A 15,153-nucleotide genomic window follows, 5' to 3' on the forward strand; every position below is an offset into this window, starting at 1 on the left:
ATGCACTACGTAAGTACCCGCAACGGTGATGTACGGGCGGACTTCCGTGAGGTGGTGCTGTCGGGGCCTGCCGCTGATGGCGGGCTGTATGTGCCAGCACACTTACCGGTGATCAGCCCGGAGGAGATTGCCAGTTGGTCATGGCTGCCGTTCGATGAGCTGGTCTGGCGGGTGATCGCGCCTTTTGTCGGCGATGCCATCGATGATCAAGTCTTGCGGGCGCTGCTCAGCGACAGCTACAAGGCCTTCAGCCATCGTGCCATCACGCCGCTGCAGCAGATTGGCCATAACGAATGGATCCTGCAGCTGTTTCATGGCCCTACCCATACCTCAAAGGACTTTGCCGCACAGCTTCAGGCGCGGCTGGTCAGCCACTTCCTCGAGCAGTCGGGCGAAGCGGCGTTGGTGGTTGGTGCCACCAATGGCGATACCGGCATTGCCGCCATCCAAGCCTTCGCTTCCAGGCCGAAGGTGCGCCTGGCGATTCTCTACCCCCGCAACGAGATCCCGGCAGACCGCTTGGCCGCCTTGCAGGCGGGTGACCCCGCCAGTGTTCAGCTGATACCCGTCGATGGCAGTTTCGATGACTGCCAGACCCTGGTGGCGCGGCTGTTCCGTGCCTGGCCGCTGGAAGGGTTGATACCGGTGTGTTTCAACTCCACCAACTGGGTCGGGGTACTTGCCCAGATCGTGTTCTACTTCCACGCGGCGCTGCAACTGGGGGGCGGCACCCGCCCGGTCGGGTTCAGTGTGCCCGCAGCGAGTTTCGCAGAGATCTACGCCGGCTTCATTGCGCAGAAAATGGGCCTGCCGATCAACCAGGTGATCGTGTCGACCAACAGCAACGATGCCCTCCACCGGTTTCTGCACCGCAATCGCTACGCGCCGCACGCCAGTCAGCGCACATTGTCACCGGCCATGGACTTCTCGCTCTATTCGAACCTGGAGCGCTTCATCTGGGAGCTGTACGGGCGCAGTGGCAGCAGCGTTGCGGCACTGATGGCGCAGTTCGAGGCTTGCGGTGAATTAAGCATCGGCAATGCGCAATGGCTTCAGGCGCGGGTGTTGTTCGACTCTTATGCGGTGGATGAGGCCGAGGTGCGCCGCGAAGTCATCAAACTGCGCACGCAAGCCGCAGCGCTGGTCGACCCGCACACGGCTGTCGGCGCGCTGGCCGGCCGCATGCATCGACGCAGCCTGGGCGCACCGATGGTGACCCTGGGCCAGATTGCGCCGGCCAAGTCGGCTGCGCTGTTGGCGCAGTTGGGCGTGTGGGAGGGTGAGCTTGCACCGCAGCCCGTGGTGCAAGACGGGCCGCCAGCCTTGTGCAGAGGGGACCTTGAAGGCCTGTGCCAGGCCCTGCTGGCAGCGCAGTCGAGGCCGGCATGAAACGCATCCTCGACCCGCTGGACGAGCGCATTCTCGCCGAATTGACTGCCAATGCGCGGATCGCCCATGCCGAACTCGGCGCCAAGGTGAACCTCTCGCGCAATGCGGTGCGCCAGCGTATCGAACGGCTTGAGCGCGATGGCGCGATACAGGGCTACACCGTTCGGCTGGGGGATTTCCGCCGCCCTTCATCGTTGATCAGCGCGGCGATTTTCGTCTATCGCTACGACCGCATGCGCGGTGACGACGTGCTGGCCAAATTGCGCACCCTCCCTGAGGTGATCCAGTGCGAAGTGCTCAGTGGCGAGTTCGACTTGATGCTGAGGGTTGCTGCGGCGACCCCGGAACGGGTCCACGCCGTCTGGAAAGAAATTGCCGGCATGCCGGGTGTTGAAAACACCGTTACCTCGTTTGTTCTCTCCGCTGTCTTCTAACCCCCATTCTCCCCTGCGCGTGCCCCTTTCTGTAGGGGCGGCCTTTTGTCGCGAAAGGGCTGCAGAGCAGCCCCCACAATTCAGGCGGCGATGCTGAAACCTGGGGGGCGTTCTGCGACCCTTTCGCGACACAAGGCCGCTCCGACAGGGAACGCGAGCTACCTGTGGCATCCGTAAAGTGGCCATTTCGCGTGTGGGCAGAACGCCCAATAAATACGGCACTTTGGCCTATTCAACTGCCCGTAGCCGGCTCGTACGCTAGGCCCATCAAACAACAGCAAAAAGGAATGCCTTCGTGACTGAATACAACATTGCCCTGGTCGGTTTTGGCGGTGTCAACAGAGGCCTGGCCCAGTTGATCGCAACGCATAATGACAGCTGGCAGGCCACCCTCGGCTTCAGCCTGAAGATCGTCGGCGTCACCGACCTGTTCCTCGGTTCGGTGGTCGACCGCAATGGCCTGGACGCTGCCGCGCTGGCAGCCTTGCCCGCCGAAAAGGGCGCGCTCGCCCTGATTGCAGGGGGCACTGCCGAGGCGTTCAACGAGACCGTCATCAAGCAGTCCGGCGCGGACATCATCGCTGAGGCTACCTTCACCAACCCGGTCGATGGCGAGCCGGCGGCCACCTTCTGCCGCTGGGCGCTGGAGAGTGGCATCCATGTGGTGACCACCAATAAGGGGCCGATTGCATTGCACGGCGCCGAACTGAAGGCGCTGGCGCGCCGCCACAATGTCGCGTTCGAATACGAAGGCGCGGTCATGAGCGGCACCCCGGTGATCCGCCTGGCCAAGCAGGCCCTGGCAGGTTCGCAAATTCAAGGCTTCGAAGGCATTCTGAACGGCACCTCCAACTACGTGCTGACCCGCATGAAAGACGGCATGTCGTTCGCGGATGCGGTGGCCCAGGCGCAGCAACTGGGGTACGCAGAGGCCGACCCTACGGCGGACGTCGAAGGTTATGACGTGCGCCTGAAGGTGGTGATCCTGGCCAACGAGTTGCTGGATGCGCGCTTGAACGTCAGCGACGTGATGTGCTCGGGCATCAGCGGCATCAGTGCGTCGGATATCGTCAAGGCGCATGCCACGGGGCAGTGCTGGAAACTGATCGGCGCTGCCAGCAAGGGCGCTGACGGCACGGTGTCCGCGAGTGTCGAAGCGCGTTTGTTACCGCTCGATCATCCGCTTGCCGGCATCAATGGCGCGGTCAATGCGGTGTCGTTCAACAGTGGGCTGCTGGGGGCGGTCACGGTGTCCGGGCCGGGCGCAGGGCGTATCGAAACCGCCTATGCCTTGCTCTCCGACATCATCGCCCTGCACACCACCCCGCGTCAGTAACGGAGCCTTTATGAGCGTATCTCGCATGGCCAGTGTTCACGCTGTAGCGCCGAGCCACATCGACGTGTTCAGCCCCTTCGACGGCCGTCTGGTGGGGCGTGTGCCCAATCTGGACGCCACGGCCGTGCCCGCCTTGCTGGCACGCGCACGGGCGGGGTGCCTTGAAAGTGCAGCGATGCCCCGGCACCGTCGCGCGCGCATTCTTGAAGAAGCGGCGCGGTTGGTCGAAGCCGATGCGGCTGCGTTCGCCAACTTGATCGTGGCCGAAGCCGGTAAAACCCTGCGTCAGGCCCAGAAGGAAGTGAAGCGCTGTGTGAACACGCTGAAGCTGTCCGCCGAAGAAGCCCGGCGCAATGCCGGGGAGGTGGTGCCGTTCGAAGCGTATGAAGGGTCCGAAGCCCGCCAAGGCTGGTTCAGCCGCGAACCGCTGGGCCTGATTGTCGCGATCACGCCCTACAACGATCCGCTGAACCTGGTGGCGCACAAGCTGGGCCCGGCGATTGCCGGGGGCAATGCGGTGATCCTAAAACCGTCCGAGCTGGCGCCGTTGTCGGCGTTGAAGCTGGTCGATTGCCTGGTGCAGGCCGGGCTTGGCGAAAACGTGGTGACCACGGCAACCGGTGGTGTCGAACTGGGCAAGGCGCTGGTCGAGTTGCGTGAGGTGCGCATGATTTCGTTCACCGGCGGTTTTGCCACCGGCGAATCGATCGCCCGCAGCGCAGGGCTCAAAAAGCTCGCCATGGACCTGGGCGGTAATGCGCCTGTACTGGTGCTGGAGGACTGTGACCTGGGGCCGACCGTGGAGTCCTGTGTCTCTGGGGCCTTCTGGGCGGCGGGGCAGAACTGCATCGGCACGCAACGGATTCTGGTGCAGCGCGCGGTGTACGAAGCCTTCCGCGAGCAGTTCGTCGCGCAATCCAAAGCTTTGCAGCTGGGTGACCCCGCCAGCCCGGACACGGATGTCGGCCCGATGGTTACCGAGCAGGCGGCACGCCGTACCGAGCAACTGGTGGAAGAAGCGCTGGGGCAGGGGGCGACGCTGCTTTGCGGTCATCGCCGGCAAGGTGCGCTGTACGCACCTACGGTACTGGAAACGGTCAGCCACGACAGCCGTATCTGGCTGCAGGAAGTGTTCGCCCCCGTAGTAATCCTGGAGCCGTTCGACACCCTCGACCAGGCCGTTGCCCTGGCCAATGCCCCGGAATACAGCCTGCATGCAGGGGTATTCACCCGAGACCTGTCGACGGCGCTGAAGCTGGCGCGGCGGATCGAGGCCGGTGGCGTGATGATCAACGACTCCTCCGATTACCGCTTCGACGCCATGCCGTTTGGGGGCTTCAAGTACGGCAGCCTGGGCCGCGAAGGGGTGCGGTTTGCCTATGAGGACATGACCCAGCCCAAGGTGGTGTGCATCAACCACTTGGATTGAAGGCACCAAGGTCAAGACCATCCGCCCCTATCAATTGATTCAGGTGAGGCCTATGGGAGCAACTGTCTTGCGCAATGTCTAAAAATTGACGCACGTGGGAGCGGGCTTGCCCCGCGAACACCGGCGAAGCCGGTGCCATGCACCGCGTAGCCCCATTCGCGGGACAAGCCCGCTCCCACAGGGTCGTCACAAGGTCTGAGCCTGCGCAGTTACCTGTGGGGCAAGCCGGCCCCTGAAAGCCTGGACCCGCTCTGGCTCAGGCCTTCCAGAGAACACATAGGCATAACGATATACCCTTTAATTCTTTGTCTCCCGAGCCTGCCTGCTTTCAACTAGCGCCTTTTTGAGCGAGCGCTGCCCGTGGAGCACTGTGAAGTCATCGTCATCGGTCTGGGCGCCATGGGCGCCGCCACCGTGTATCAGTTGGCCAAGGCGGGTGTCGATGTGGTCGGTATCGACCGCTATCACCCCCCGCATACCCTTGGCTCAAGCCACGGCGATACACGCATCACCCGGCTTTCTGTAGGCGAGGGCGCGCAGTATGTGCCCATCGTCAAACGGGCCCAGCAGCTCTGGCGAGAACTGGAAGTGCTGTCCGGCGAGTCGTTGTTCGAACAGTCTGGCCTGCTCGCACTGACGTCCAGCCCCGACTTCGACCCCGACGATAAAAGCGACTTCACCCTGCGCACCATCGGGTTGGCCAAGGCCTATGGCATCGAACACGAAGTGCTCGATGCCAAGCAAATCCGCCAGCGCTTCCCACAATTCGCACACGTGCGCGATGACGCGATCGGCTACTTCGAGCCCGGTGGCGGTTTCGTGCGCCCCGAGCGCTGCATCGAGGTGCAGTTGCGCCTGGCAGCGCAGCACGGCGCCACATTGCACACCGGCGAAACGGTGACCGGCATCCGCTCGGATGAGCACGGCGTCACGGTTACCACCAACCTGCGCACGGTCAAGGCCGGCAAGCTGGTGTTCAGCGCCGGTAACTGGGCGGGCGGGTTGTTGGGTGAGCCCTTCGACCGGTTGCTGAGTGTCTACCGGCAAATGCTGTTCTGGTTTGAGCTTGAGCCGGGTGCAGGCCTGGAGGGCGCATCGCCCACGTTCATCCTCACCCATGGGCGCGGCGACAACAACATCAACTACGGCTTCCCTGCGCAGCCCGGCGAGGGCAGCTTGAAAATTGCCACGGCCCAGTACCACACGGCTTCGCAGCCCGACTTGCTGGACCGCAGTGTGTCTGCCGAGCAAGCCCGCGCGATGTACGAGCAGCAAGTGCAAGGCCGTATTGCCGGGGTTACCGACAAAGTCCTCAAGTCGGCCGTGTGCGCTTACACCGTAACCCCGGACAGGCACTTCATCATCGACCAACACCCCACGCTCAAGCACACCCTGGTGGTGTCGGCCTGTTCTGGCCACGGTTTCAAACACTCGGCTGCCTTGGGCGAAGCCTTTGCACAGTGGTGCACCCGCGGCTCCACCGACCTTGACCTGTCCTCTTTCACCCTCAAACGATTCGAAGGAACACTCTCGTGAAGCGCATTGCACTTTCGCTTGCCCTGCTGGCGGCCACCCTCGGTACTGCACAGGCCGAAACGCTCAAGATCGCCGTGGTGCCCGTGCCTCACGCCGAAATCCTCGAGTTCCTCAAACCCGAATTGGCCAAGCAGGGGGTGGAGCTCGAGGTAAAGGTGTTCACTGACTACATCCAGCCAGACCGCCAGGTTGACGAGGGCCGACTGGACGCCAACTACTTCCAGAGCAAGCCTTACTACGAGGCGTATCAGAAAGACCGCCCGAGCAGCGATCAGGTACCGGTCGTGGCTGTGCACATCGAACCGTTCGGTGCCTATTCCAGCAAGATCAAATCGGTCTCCGAACTGCAGGACGGCGCTACCGTCGCGATCCCCAACGACCCCACCAACTCCGGGAGGGCGCTGCTTTTGATCGCCAAGCAGGGGCTGATCACCCTCAAGGACCCGAGCAACATCATGGCAACCGCCGCCGACATCACCAGCAACCCCAAGCACCTGAAGTTCAAGGAGCTTGAAGCCGCCATGCTGCCGCGCGTACTGGGCCAGGTAGACATGGCGCTGATCAACGCCAACTACGCGCTGGAGGCCAAGCTGGTACCGCACAGGGATGCGCTGTTTATCGAAAGTGCTGAGTCGCCGTATGCCAACTACCTGTATGTGCGCCGGGACAAGGCCAACGACCCTGCGGTGCAAAAGCTGGGGGCGTTGCTGAACTCGCCGCAGGTGAAGGCGTTCATCCTCGATCGCTATCACGGTGATGTGGTGCCGGCGTTTTAAGTACGCTAGCCGGTGCGCTCAAGATCAACGGGTTCTTGAAATCACACCCGTCATGTATTGATTCAGATCGCGAAAATCCTGAACGCTCCAGGCGTGCGGCGGGATTTTCACACCGTTCTCCTGCAGCGTCTTTGGAATCAAGTTTCCATTAGGCCTAAGTATCACTGACGCCACAATAACGCCTGGGTAGTCGTTCAGGCGTTTCTTGAAGGCAGCCGTTGTAAGGTCAGGTGTGGGAGGGTTGCTTTTAGTGGCTAACGCCCCGGTTCCCTTGATATCTGCTCCGTGGCATACCGCACATCTTTGCAGGAAAAGGGTTTTACCATTGGCGTTTTCTGCGAAGGCGTGGGGTAGTTGCGTGAGCGAGAAAACCCCTAGTAAAACGAAGAACAGTTTTTTTGATGTCAGCTGGTATTTTTGTTGAGCAAGCATCCCACAGTGGTCCGACATTCTTTCTTCCTTGGGTTTCAGTCAGTTAGGGCCTAGGGGACCGCTGCGCGGCCCATTGCAGCGGTTCGGCGCCCCGACAAGCCAGCTCCTACAGGTTAGCGCGACTCACAAGAAATACGCGATCCCTGTAGGAGCTGGCTTGTCGGGGCGCCGAACCGCTGCGATGGGCTGCGCAGCAGCCCCAATTACCCCCGATAACGCCTAAAACTGACTGGCATTAAGGGCCCGTGATCTCTCATGCTCAACGCCGCAACAGGCGGCTCAGAACTAACGTGATGGCTGCGCCAATGGCCAGCGCTGCGATGGGCTTCTCTTTCACAAAAGTAGAAACGTTGTTCAATGCGTCACCGTAGCTTTTAGTGAGTTGGCCAGCGACCTGGCGCCCATCACCCTCAGCTTCCAGGGCAGGGTCGTCAATCAGCCGACCCACCGCGCTTTGTGCTTTACCGGTTACCTGCTCTGCAACACCTTCAATCTGTTCACGTTTCATAAATGATCGAACCTTTCTAGTGAGTGGCAATGGTCTTGCTGCTCAGGCTTAGGGTGCAGGGTTAACCAATTAGTTCAAAGAAGGTGTGGCCGGCTAATTGCCAACGCGTGGACAGCGCCACTTACGCAGTCGCCACGTCGCCATATCAACTATTTATGTCCTTTGTGTGAAAGTTACGAAATACATGAACTAAGTATTTGCCCCCAGCGATTCCTCCCGCAGTGCAGCATCACCAGAATAGCCGCCCTCAATTTGAACCGTCAGCCTCACACAATGGCCGCATAGTTGGCCAGGTGGGCTGTCGGCCTTGCATGCGCCCGTTGTTCGGGCTGATGTAACCGATACTGAATGCTAGGAAAGGAAAGTGTCATGGGAATGACCAGGCGTAAGTTTTTGATTGGCGGCGGCGTTGTGGCAGCTGCGGCAGGTGCGGGGATTCTTACCCCTATGCTGACGCGCGAGGGTCGGTTGATCCCCGGCAAACCGCGGTTCGGTTTTGTCGAAGGCACCGAGGGTGTGCTGCCCAAGCAAGCAGACGTGGTCGTCATCGGCGCGGGCATTCTCGGTCTTACCACCGCGATCAACCTGGTCGAGCGTGGCCTGTCGGTCGTCATCGTTGAGAAAGGTGATATTGCTGGCGAGCAGTCCTGCCGGTTCTATGGCCAGGTCATGACCTACAAGATGCCGGATGCGACCTTCCAGTTGCACCACCTTGCCAAGCAACGCTGGCGCGAGATGAATGCCAAGGTAGGTGCTGACACCAGCTACCGCACCCAAGGCCGTGTCGAAGTGCCTTTCGATGAAGAAGACCTGGAAGGCGTCAGAAAGTGGATCGACCTCAAAACCCGTGAGGTCGGCTCCGACATCCCCTTCAAGACCCGCATCATTCAAGGCACTGAACTTGAGCAGCGCCTGCGCGGTGCCTCGTCCAGCTGGAAGATCGCAGGCTTCGAGGAAGACTCGGGCAGCCTGGACGCCGAGCGTGCCTCGTACGTTATGGCCGAGTACGCCAAGAAAATGGGCGTGCGCATCTACACCCACTGCGCCGCGCGTGGGCTGGAAACCCAAGCAGGTGCCATCTCCGACGTGGTGACCGAGAAGGGCGCCATCAAGACCTCTCGCGTCGTCGTGGCCGGCGGTGCCTGGTCCAGGCTGTTCATGCAGAACCTGGGGGTCGATGTACCGACCTTGCCTGCCTACCAGTCCCAGCAGATCATCAGCGCGGCACCTCGCGCACCGGGCGGTAACGTTGCGTTGCCAGGGAACATCTACTTCCGCGAGCAGGCTGACGGCACCTACGCCACCTCGCCGCGCGTCGTGGTTGCGCCGGTGGTCAAAGAGTCCTTCATGTATGGCTACAAGTACCTGCCACTGCTGGCCATCCCGGACTTCCCGGTTCACGTGTCGCTCAACAAGCAGTTGATCGATTCGTTCCTTCAGCCAACCAGCTGGAAGCTGGATGAAGTGTCGCCGTTCGAGAAAAACAGGCTGATGACGGCGGCCCCTGACCTTCCAGAGCTCAATGCCTCGCTGGCAAAACTCAAGGTCGAATTCCCAGCCTTCGCCGAGTCGAAACTGATCGATCAGTGGAGCGGCGCCATGGCGATCGCCCCGGACGAAAACCCGATCATCTCGACCGTCAAAGAGTACTCTGGCCTGGTCATCAACACCGCGACCGGTTGGGGCATGACAGAAAGCCCGGTGTCTTCCGAGTTGACGGCCGACCTGCTGCTGGGCAAAGCCCCAGTGCTGGACCCAACACCGTTTAGCCTGTATCGATTCTAAACCCCGCTACGACAATGGAATGACCGTGCATGCCTCGTCGAGGCGTGCACATCACCCGTGGTAATCAATTAGGAGAAACACATGAAGGTCGCTTTCAAGACCGTTGCTGCATTGGCCCTGACAATTGCTGGTGCCGGGAGCGTTCATGCACAGGATGTCGTGCGCCACAGCGCAGGCAGTTTCCCCATTTCGGCAGCTGTCGAAGTACCCGCAGGCAAGACCGTCGTTTACCTGAGCGGCTCGGTTCCGTCGGCTATTCACCCAGAGGCAGCCAAGGATTCGCTGGAATCCTTCGGTGATACCAAAGCACAAACCATCAATGTGCTGGAGAACATCCAGAAGCAGCTCAAAGACCTCGGTCTGGGCCTGAAGGATGTGGTGAAGATGCAGGTATTCCTGGTAGGCGGCCCGGAGAACGGCGGCAAGATGGACTTCGACGGCTTCATGGCCGGCTACACCCAGTTCTTCGGCCCAGACGCCAAGCAGCCAGTCCTGCCTGCACGTTCCGCGTTCCAGATTGCAGGCTTGGCTCACCCAGCCTGGCGTGTTGAGATCGAAGTGACTGCAGTTCGTCCCTGAGAGGGATAGTTGCTGAAGGCTGGCGCGGCCTAGCCACGCCTGCCTGCGTACCTCGCCTCAGCGTGGGTTGACCACCGCAGCCGAGGTACGCAGCACCAGCAGCGCCCCCAAGGCGATCACCAGCGACAACAGGTACAGCGCCAGGCTGGCACTTTGCGTGTTGTCGCGCATCCAGCCGATCAGGTAAGGCGCCACGAAAGCGGCGACACTGCCCAGCGAGCTGATCAGCGCCAGCCCCGGCGCCAGTATCGGGCCGGCCAGATAGGCGGGTGGCAACTGCCAGAACATCGGCAATGCGCTGCTGGCGCCCATGCCGGCAATGGCCAGGCCGGCCATGACCCATAGCGGTGACTGCGGCTGCAGGCCGGTCAGGGTCAAGCCCAACGCGCACATCAGAATCGGCACGCACAAGTGCCAGCGCCGCTCTTTGTGGTGGTCTGAAGAACGCCCCACGGCAATCATGAAGAAGCAGCCCGCCAGATAGGGCAGGGCACTGAGCAGGCCAACCTGGCTGTCGTGGGCAACCCCCGAGCCGTGGATCAGCGCAGGCATCCAGAAGGCCAGGGTGTTGACCGCCAGCATGACCGCGAAATAGATCGCCACCAGCAGCCAGACCTGGCCATTGGCAAAGATGCCGCGCCAGGAACTGATCTGTTTGCGCGCTTCTTCGCCGGCCAGCGTTTGCCGCAACGCCTGCTTCTGCGCGTCGCTGAGCCAGCGTGCGTCTTCGATGCGGTCGTCGAGCCGCGCCAGTATCACCAGGCCCAGCGCCACGACTGGCAGGCCTTCGATCAGGAACATCCACTGCCAGCCGCGCAGCCCGGCGGTGTCTTGCATGTGTTCGAGGATCCAGCCCGATACCGGGCCGCCGACTACGCCGGCCATGGGCACCGCCAGGGTGAACAGGGCCGTGATCGACGCCCTGCGCCCAGCCGGGAACCAGCGGTACAGGTAGACCAGAATGCCCGGGAAGAAACCGGCTTCGGCCACCCCGAGGCCGAAACGCAGGGCGTAGAAACCCTGGGCACTTTCAATTAGCAGCATGGCACTGGAGAGCAGCCCCCAGGTCACCATCATCAGGGCGATCCAGCGCCGCGGGCCGAGCTTGTCGAGCACCAGGTTGGCCGGCACGCCAAACATCGCATAGGCGACGAAGAACAGCCCGGCCCCCAGGCCGTACACGGTGTCGGAGAATTGCAGGTCGTTGCTCATCTGCAGTTTGGCGAAGCCGATGTTGATGCGGTCCAGGTGGGCGAACACGTAGCTGATCAGCAGCAGCGGCATGATCCGCCAACTGACCTGGCGGTGGGTGCTGGCAGTGCTCTGCGTGTGTTGCAGAGTCTCGAAGGTCTGGCTCATGGAATTACCTCGAAGGGCAGGTGTAGGGGGATTCACCAGAGTTTCAGGGTGTAGCTGAGGATCAGCCGGTTCTCGTCCATGTCGCTGGCGTAGCTGGAGCGATAGGCCGCGTTGCGCCAACGCAGGCCCAGGCCCTGGAAGTAGCCGGCCTGAATCACGTAGGCGAGGTCGGTGTCGCGTTCCCACTCATGGCCGTCGGCAGCGCCGGTGCGGATCTCGTCGCCCCGCACGTAGCGGGTCATGAAGCTCAGCCCCGGTAGCCCAAGGGCGACGAAGTTGTAGTCATAGCGGGCCTGCCAGGAGACCTCGCCGGCACTGGTGAAGGTGCCGATCGTGACCAGGTTGGCGGTGTACGGCGGGGTGTAGCCGTTCAGGGTGGGGAAGGCGTCATTGCCGTACATGCGCTGGTAGCCCACGCCAACCTTGTGCGCGCCAACACTGAAGGTGCTCATCATGTTGAAGTTGCGGTTGTCGACGCTGCCGGCCTTGGCAGTGCCGGCGCTGTTGCTGTCGAAGTAGCGCAGGTCGGTGAGCAGCGACATCCCTGGCCCCAGTGGCAGCGTGTGCACCAGGCCGTAGTAGTCTTGCCGGTAGACGTCGTGCAGTTCGCCGCGAAAGACGCTGGCGATCAAACCGTGGCCCACGTCATAGCTGGCGCCGAGTACATCGAAGGCGCCGCTGTCGAAGTCGGCGCTGCGCCCGGCCAGGTACATGCGGTCGCTGCCTGACGATTCGCGGGTGCGTGAGCGCCAGAGTTGCCCGGCGGTGAGGGTTAGCCGTTCGACGTCCTGCGACTGCAGCAGCGCGCCATCGAACGTCTGGGGCATCAGGCGCATGTCATCACGGAAGACCACGGGCAAGGTCGGGGTGAGGATGCCGACGTCGAGTCGGGTCTTGGCCACGCGCAGCTTGCCGGTAACCCCCATGTGGCTGAAGTCGTCCACCGGCCGGCCTGATTGCGAGCCAAAAGGCAGCGTGCCGTCGCCGCTGCGGCCACGCCCTGAGTCGAGCTTGACCCCCAGCAGGCCGAGATAATCCAGCCCGAACCCGACAGGCCCGTCGGTGAAACCCGACTGCATTCGGAGCATGAAGGCTTGCGACCAGTTGCCGACTTGCGAGGCCTTGGCACCGCTCTGGCGAAAATCGCGATTCTGGTAGAAGTTGCGCAGCTCCAGGCTGCCCTGGCTGTCGGCGACGAAGTCGGCGCGGGCATGCATTGGCAAACCCAGTGCTGCCAGCAGGGCCAGGCGCAGGCAGGTGATACCCCGTTCAGGCTTGAACATGTGTTGTCCCTTTTATTGTTGTTATGGACGGCGGCCTGCGCTGCCTTCAGCCGACCTTGCGGCTGGTGTGCAGGCGTTCGGCATCGGCACGTTTCTTCAGGTACATGCGGGTGGCGACGGCCGGCGCGTCACTGGCCACGGAAATCTCGTAGTGGTGGTCGTCACGGTCGTCGAGCGCGGCTTCCAGTGCCCCGAGCCCTTCGACGTCTTCGTTGAAGGCGGCGAACAGCTGCTCGTGCATGTAGTCGCCCAAGGCTTCGTCGTGTTGCGCAAAGTCGCGGCCATGGACGATGAAGTAGTGCAGGCTGTTGGCGGTTTCCGGGGTCAGGATGTGCGCGGTACGAATGTGAAACTGCTGGCGTTGCTCGGCCGGTTGCGCGCTGTCGTAAAAGGTCACGCTGACCCGGTGCAGGGCCGGGGAGAGAAACTCCGAGGTGGCAATGCGGGCTGCACTGGCACAGCCTTCCAGGCCTGTGGTCTTGCCCCAGACCGGTGACAGGGTGGTCGGTACCACTTCGCGGATCAGGGTGTAATGGCCTTCCTTGAGGTCCAGTTTGTACGGGGCACTGGCGTAGTCCGGGGTGCCGATAGTGTTGGCATGCAGGAAGCTCAGGTGGGTCAGGTCCATGAGGTTCTCATGCAGGCTGACGTAGTTGCCCGGGTGATGGAAATACCCGGAGGTGCAGGCCCAGGCCGGGTCGTCGATCCACGCCTGATGGGGGATTAGCGCCGGGTCGGCGAGGGCTTGCTCGCCCAGCCATATCCACAGCAGCGGCCCCTGGCGCACCAGCGGGTAGCGGCGTACGCCAATGCCGCGCGGGCAGTTTTTCTGGGACGGCACTTCGGTCAGGTCGCCGGCGGCGTCGTAGCGAAAACCGTGGTAGCCACAGACGATGGTGTCGCCTTGCAGGTGACTGCGCGAAAGCGGGAAGGAGCGGTGCGCGCAGCGGTCTTCCAGGGCCACCGGTTCACCCGCTTCTGTGCGGTACATCACCACGCGGCGGCCGAGCAGGCGCCGGGCCAACAAATGCCGGCCGACTTCATCGTCGAAGGCGGCAACGTACCACTCGTTGTAGATGAATGGGGTTTCGCGGTTGGCCATCGGTTCGCTGGCCTTGCGCGCATGCGCGATGAGGTTGCTGCTTGGCAGTGACATGGGGTTGCTCCTTCAAGAAGGGTGGGGCGGTTCAGAGGTCCAGCACCAGGCTGTCGCCGAGGGCACGCGACACGCAGATCATCAGGCTGCGGCCTTCGGCCTTGTCGGCGTCCGAGAGGATCAGGTCGCGGTGGTCTGGCACACCTGCGCAGACGCGGGTTTCGCAACTGCCGCAGAGGCCGGCGCGGCACGAAAACGGCAACTCGATGCCATGGTGCTCGAGGGCTTCGAGGATCGTTTGCTGGGGCGCGACCCAGAGGCTTCGGTCGCTACGGCTCAAGTGCACGGTGAAGCCGCTGTCACCCTCGGTGCTGGCCGGCGCGGCGTTGAAGCGTTCGATGTGCAGGCGTTCGGCGCGCGGCCCCGCAGCGGCTTGCAGGGCATCGAGCATTGGCGCCGGCCCGCAGGCGTACAGGTGCTCGTCGTCGCGCAGGGTGTCGAGCAGCCCAGCGGTATCCAGATGGCCGCCCGCTTCGTCGTTGAAGTGCAGGTGCACCCGCGCAGGGTCCAGTTCGCGCAACGTTTCATAGAACGCGGCGCGTTGCCGGTTGCGGGCGCAGTACACCAACCGCCAGTCTTTGTCGTGCGCCTGACACCAACGCAGCATCGCCAGTATCGGGGTGATGCCGATGCCGCCTGCTACCAGGCAGTACCGTTGCAGGTGCTCGTCCAGCGGGAAATGGTTGCGGGGCAGGCTGCAGGCGAGGGTGTCGCCCAGGCGCAGTTGCTGATGCAGGAAGCGCGAGCCGCCGCGGCTGTCAGGCGCCAGGCCCACAGCGATCAGGTAGCGGTCGCGTTCATGGGGTGCATTGAGCAGTGAGTAGTGGCGTGGCAGGTCGCCGGCGACGCGGATTTCCAGGTGTGCACCCGCGCTGAAGGGCGGAAGCGCTCGGCCATCGGCGGCGCGCAGTTCGATCAGAACGACGTCCTTGGCTTCGGCTGCGTAGCGCGTGACGCGCAGGTCGAGGGGGTGGAGGTCCATGGGTGTTTGCGCTCATTGTCGTTGTCGGGCCAGCTTACGGACGAGCGTCTGGCAGGGCTGTCACCCGTGAGGTGGACAAGGACAATGATTGGCGGCAGACTGATAGTTAATAGGTTAACTATTTATCGGGCCCTGTTCGCTCGATCCAAAAACAATAAATAGCCGAGTG

The 15,153-nt window shown here is 62.3% G+C and carries 14 protein-coding genes; 8 read left to right on the forward strand and 6 right to left on the reverse strand.

Features of this window, described 5'->3' with window-relative positions; translation table 11 throughout:
• The 6 genes from thrC (at position 1) to AB7M33_RS20875 (ending at position 6,900) form a co-directional block, all read left to right on the forward strand.
• Positions 1-1,389 carry a threonine synthase gene (thrC, locus tag AB7M33_RS20850; RefSeq protein ID WP_454243497.1) on the forward strand — a complete coding sequence of 463 codons (1,389 nt, stop codon included), beginning with the start codon at positions 1-3 and terminating at the stop codon, positions 1,387-1,389.
• The gene (locus tag AB7M33_RS20855) at positions 1,386-1,823 is read left to right on the forward strand and encodes an Lrp/AsnC family transcriptional regulator (RefSeq protein WP_454243498.1); all 438 of its coding nucleotides are present in this window, start codon (positions 1,386-1,388) and stop codon (positions 1,821-1,823) included. Before thrC ends, AB7M33_RS20855 begins: the two co-directional genes overlap by 4 nt.
• A 295-nt stretch (positions 1,824-2,118) precedes the next feature.
• Positions 2,119-3,159 carry a homoserine dehydrogenase gene (locus AB7M33_RS20860; RefSeq protein ID WP_454243499.1) on the forward strand — a complete coding sequence of 347 codons (1,041 nt, stop codon included), beginning with the start codon at positions 2,119-2,121 and terminating at the stop codon, positions 3,157-3,159.
• A 10-nt stretch (positions 3,160-3,169) separates the two neighbouring features.
• Positions 3,170-4,588 (forward strand): aldehyde dehydrogenase family protein, encoded by a 1,419-nt coding sequence (locus AB7M33_RS20865; RefSeq protein WP_265968240.1) that lies wholly within the window; start codon positions 3,170-3,172, stop codon positions 4,586-4,588.
• Between the two features lie 360 nt (positions 4,589-4,948).
• Complete coding sequence (gene solA / locus AB7M33_RS20870) at positions 4,949-6,124, forward strand: N-methyl-L-tryptophan oxidase (protein WP_454243500.1); 1,176 nt, start codon at positions 4,949-4,951, stop codon at positions 6,122-6,124.
• Positions 6,121-6,900: a MetQ/NlpA family ABC transporter substrate-binding protein gene (locus tag AB7M33_RS20875; RefSeq protein WP_454243501.1), complete on the forward strand. Its 780-nt coding sequence runs from the start codon at positions 6,121-6,123 to the stop codon at positions 6,898-6,900. Before solA ends, AB7M33_RS20875 begins: the two co-directional genes overlap by 4 nt.
• Before the next feature lie 24 nt (positions 6,901-6,924).
• Here AB7M33_RS20875 and AB7M33_RS20880 read toward each other — a convergent pair whose 3' ends face one another.
• Both AB7M33_RS20880 and AB7M33_RS20885 read right to left on the reverse strand, forming a co-directional pair.
• Positions 6,925-7,332, reverse strand: coding sequence for a c-type cytochrome (locus AB7M33_RS20880; protein ID WP_265968300.1), 408 nt, complete (start codon positions 7,330-7,332; stop codon positions 6,925-6,927).
• 259 nt (positions 7,333-7,591) lie between these two features.
• Positions 7,592-7,840, reverse strand: coding sequence for a CsbD family protein (locus AB7M33_RS20885; RefSeq protein WP_027596354.1), 249 nt, complete (start codon positions 7,838-7,840; stop codon positions 7,592-7,594).
• 393 nt (positions 7,841-8,233) lie between these two features.
• On the opposite strand from AB7M33_RS20885, the gene AB7M33_RS20890 reads away from it, so the two are divergent.
• Both AB7M33_RS20890 and AB7M33_RS20895 read left to right on the forward strand, forming a co-directional pair.
• Positions 8,234-9,625, forward strand: coding sequence for an NAD(P)/FAD-dependent oxidoreductase (locus AB7M33_RS20890; RefSeq protein WP_202883856.1), 1,392 nt, complete (start codon positions 8,234-8,236; stop codon positions 9,623-9,625).
• Between the two features lie 81 nt (positions 9,626-9,706).
• Positions 9,707-10,204, forward strand: a complete 498-nt coding sequence (locus AB7M33_RS20895; protein ID WP_033694339.1) for a RidA family protein — start codon at positions 9,707-9,709, stop codon at positions 10,202-10,204.
• Positions 10,205-10,261: 57 nt separating this feature from the next.
• On the opposite strand, the gene AB7M33_RS20900 is transcribed toward AB7M33_RS20895, so the two are convergent.
• Genes AB7M33_RS20900 through AB7M33_RS20915 form a run of 4 tightly spaced genes read right to left on the reverse strand, consistent with a single transcriptional unit; the run spans position 10,262 to position 14,984 of the window.
• The gene (locus AB7M33_RS20900; protein ID WP_454243502.1) at positions 10,262-11,563 is read right to left on the reverse strand and encodes an MFS transporter; all 1,302 of its coding nucleotides are present in this window, start codon (positions 11,561-11,563) and stop codon (positions 10,262-10,264) included.
• A 32-nt stretch (positions 11,564-11,595) separates the two neighbouring features.
• Positions 11,596-12,846, reverse strand: coding sequence for an OprD family porin (locus tag AB7M33_RS20905; protein WP_454243503.1), 1,251 nt, complete (start codon positions 12,844-12,846; stop codon positions 11,596-11,598).
• 46 nt (positions 12,847-12,892) lie between these two features.
• Positions 12,893-14,002: an aromatic ring-hydroxylating dioxygenase subunit alpha gene (locus tag AB7M33_RS20910; RefSeq protein ID WP_238211427.1), complete on the reverse strand. Its 1,110-nt coding sequence runs from the start codon at positions 14,000-14,002 to the stop codon at positions 12,893-12,895.
• A 31-nt stretch (positions 14,003-14,033) separates the two neighbouring features.
• Positions 14,034-14,984, reverse strand: a complete 951-nt coding sequence (locus tag AB7M33_RS20915) for a PDR/VanB family oxidoreductase (RefSeq protein ID WP_454243504.1) — start codon at positions 14,982-14,984, stop codon at positions 14,034-14,036.
• Between the last annotated feature and the right edge of the window lie 169 nt (positions 14,985-15,153).

Source organism: Pseudomonas sp. Y3 TE3536, from assembly GCF_053629175.1.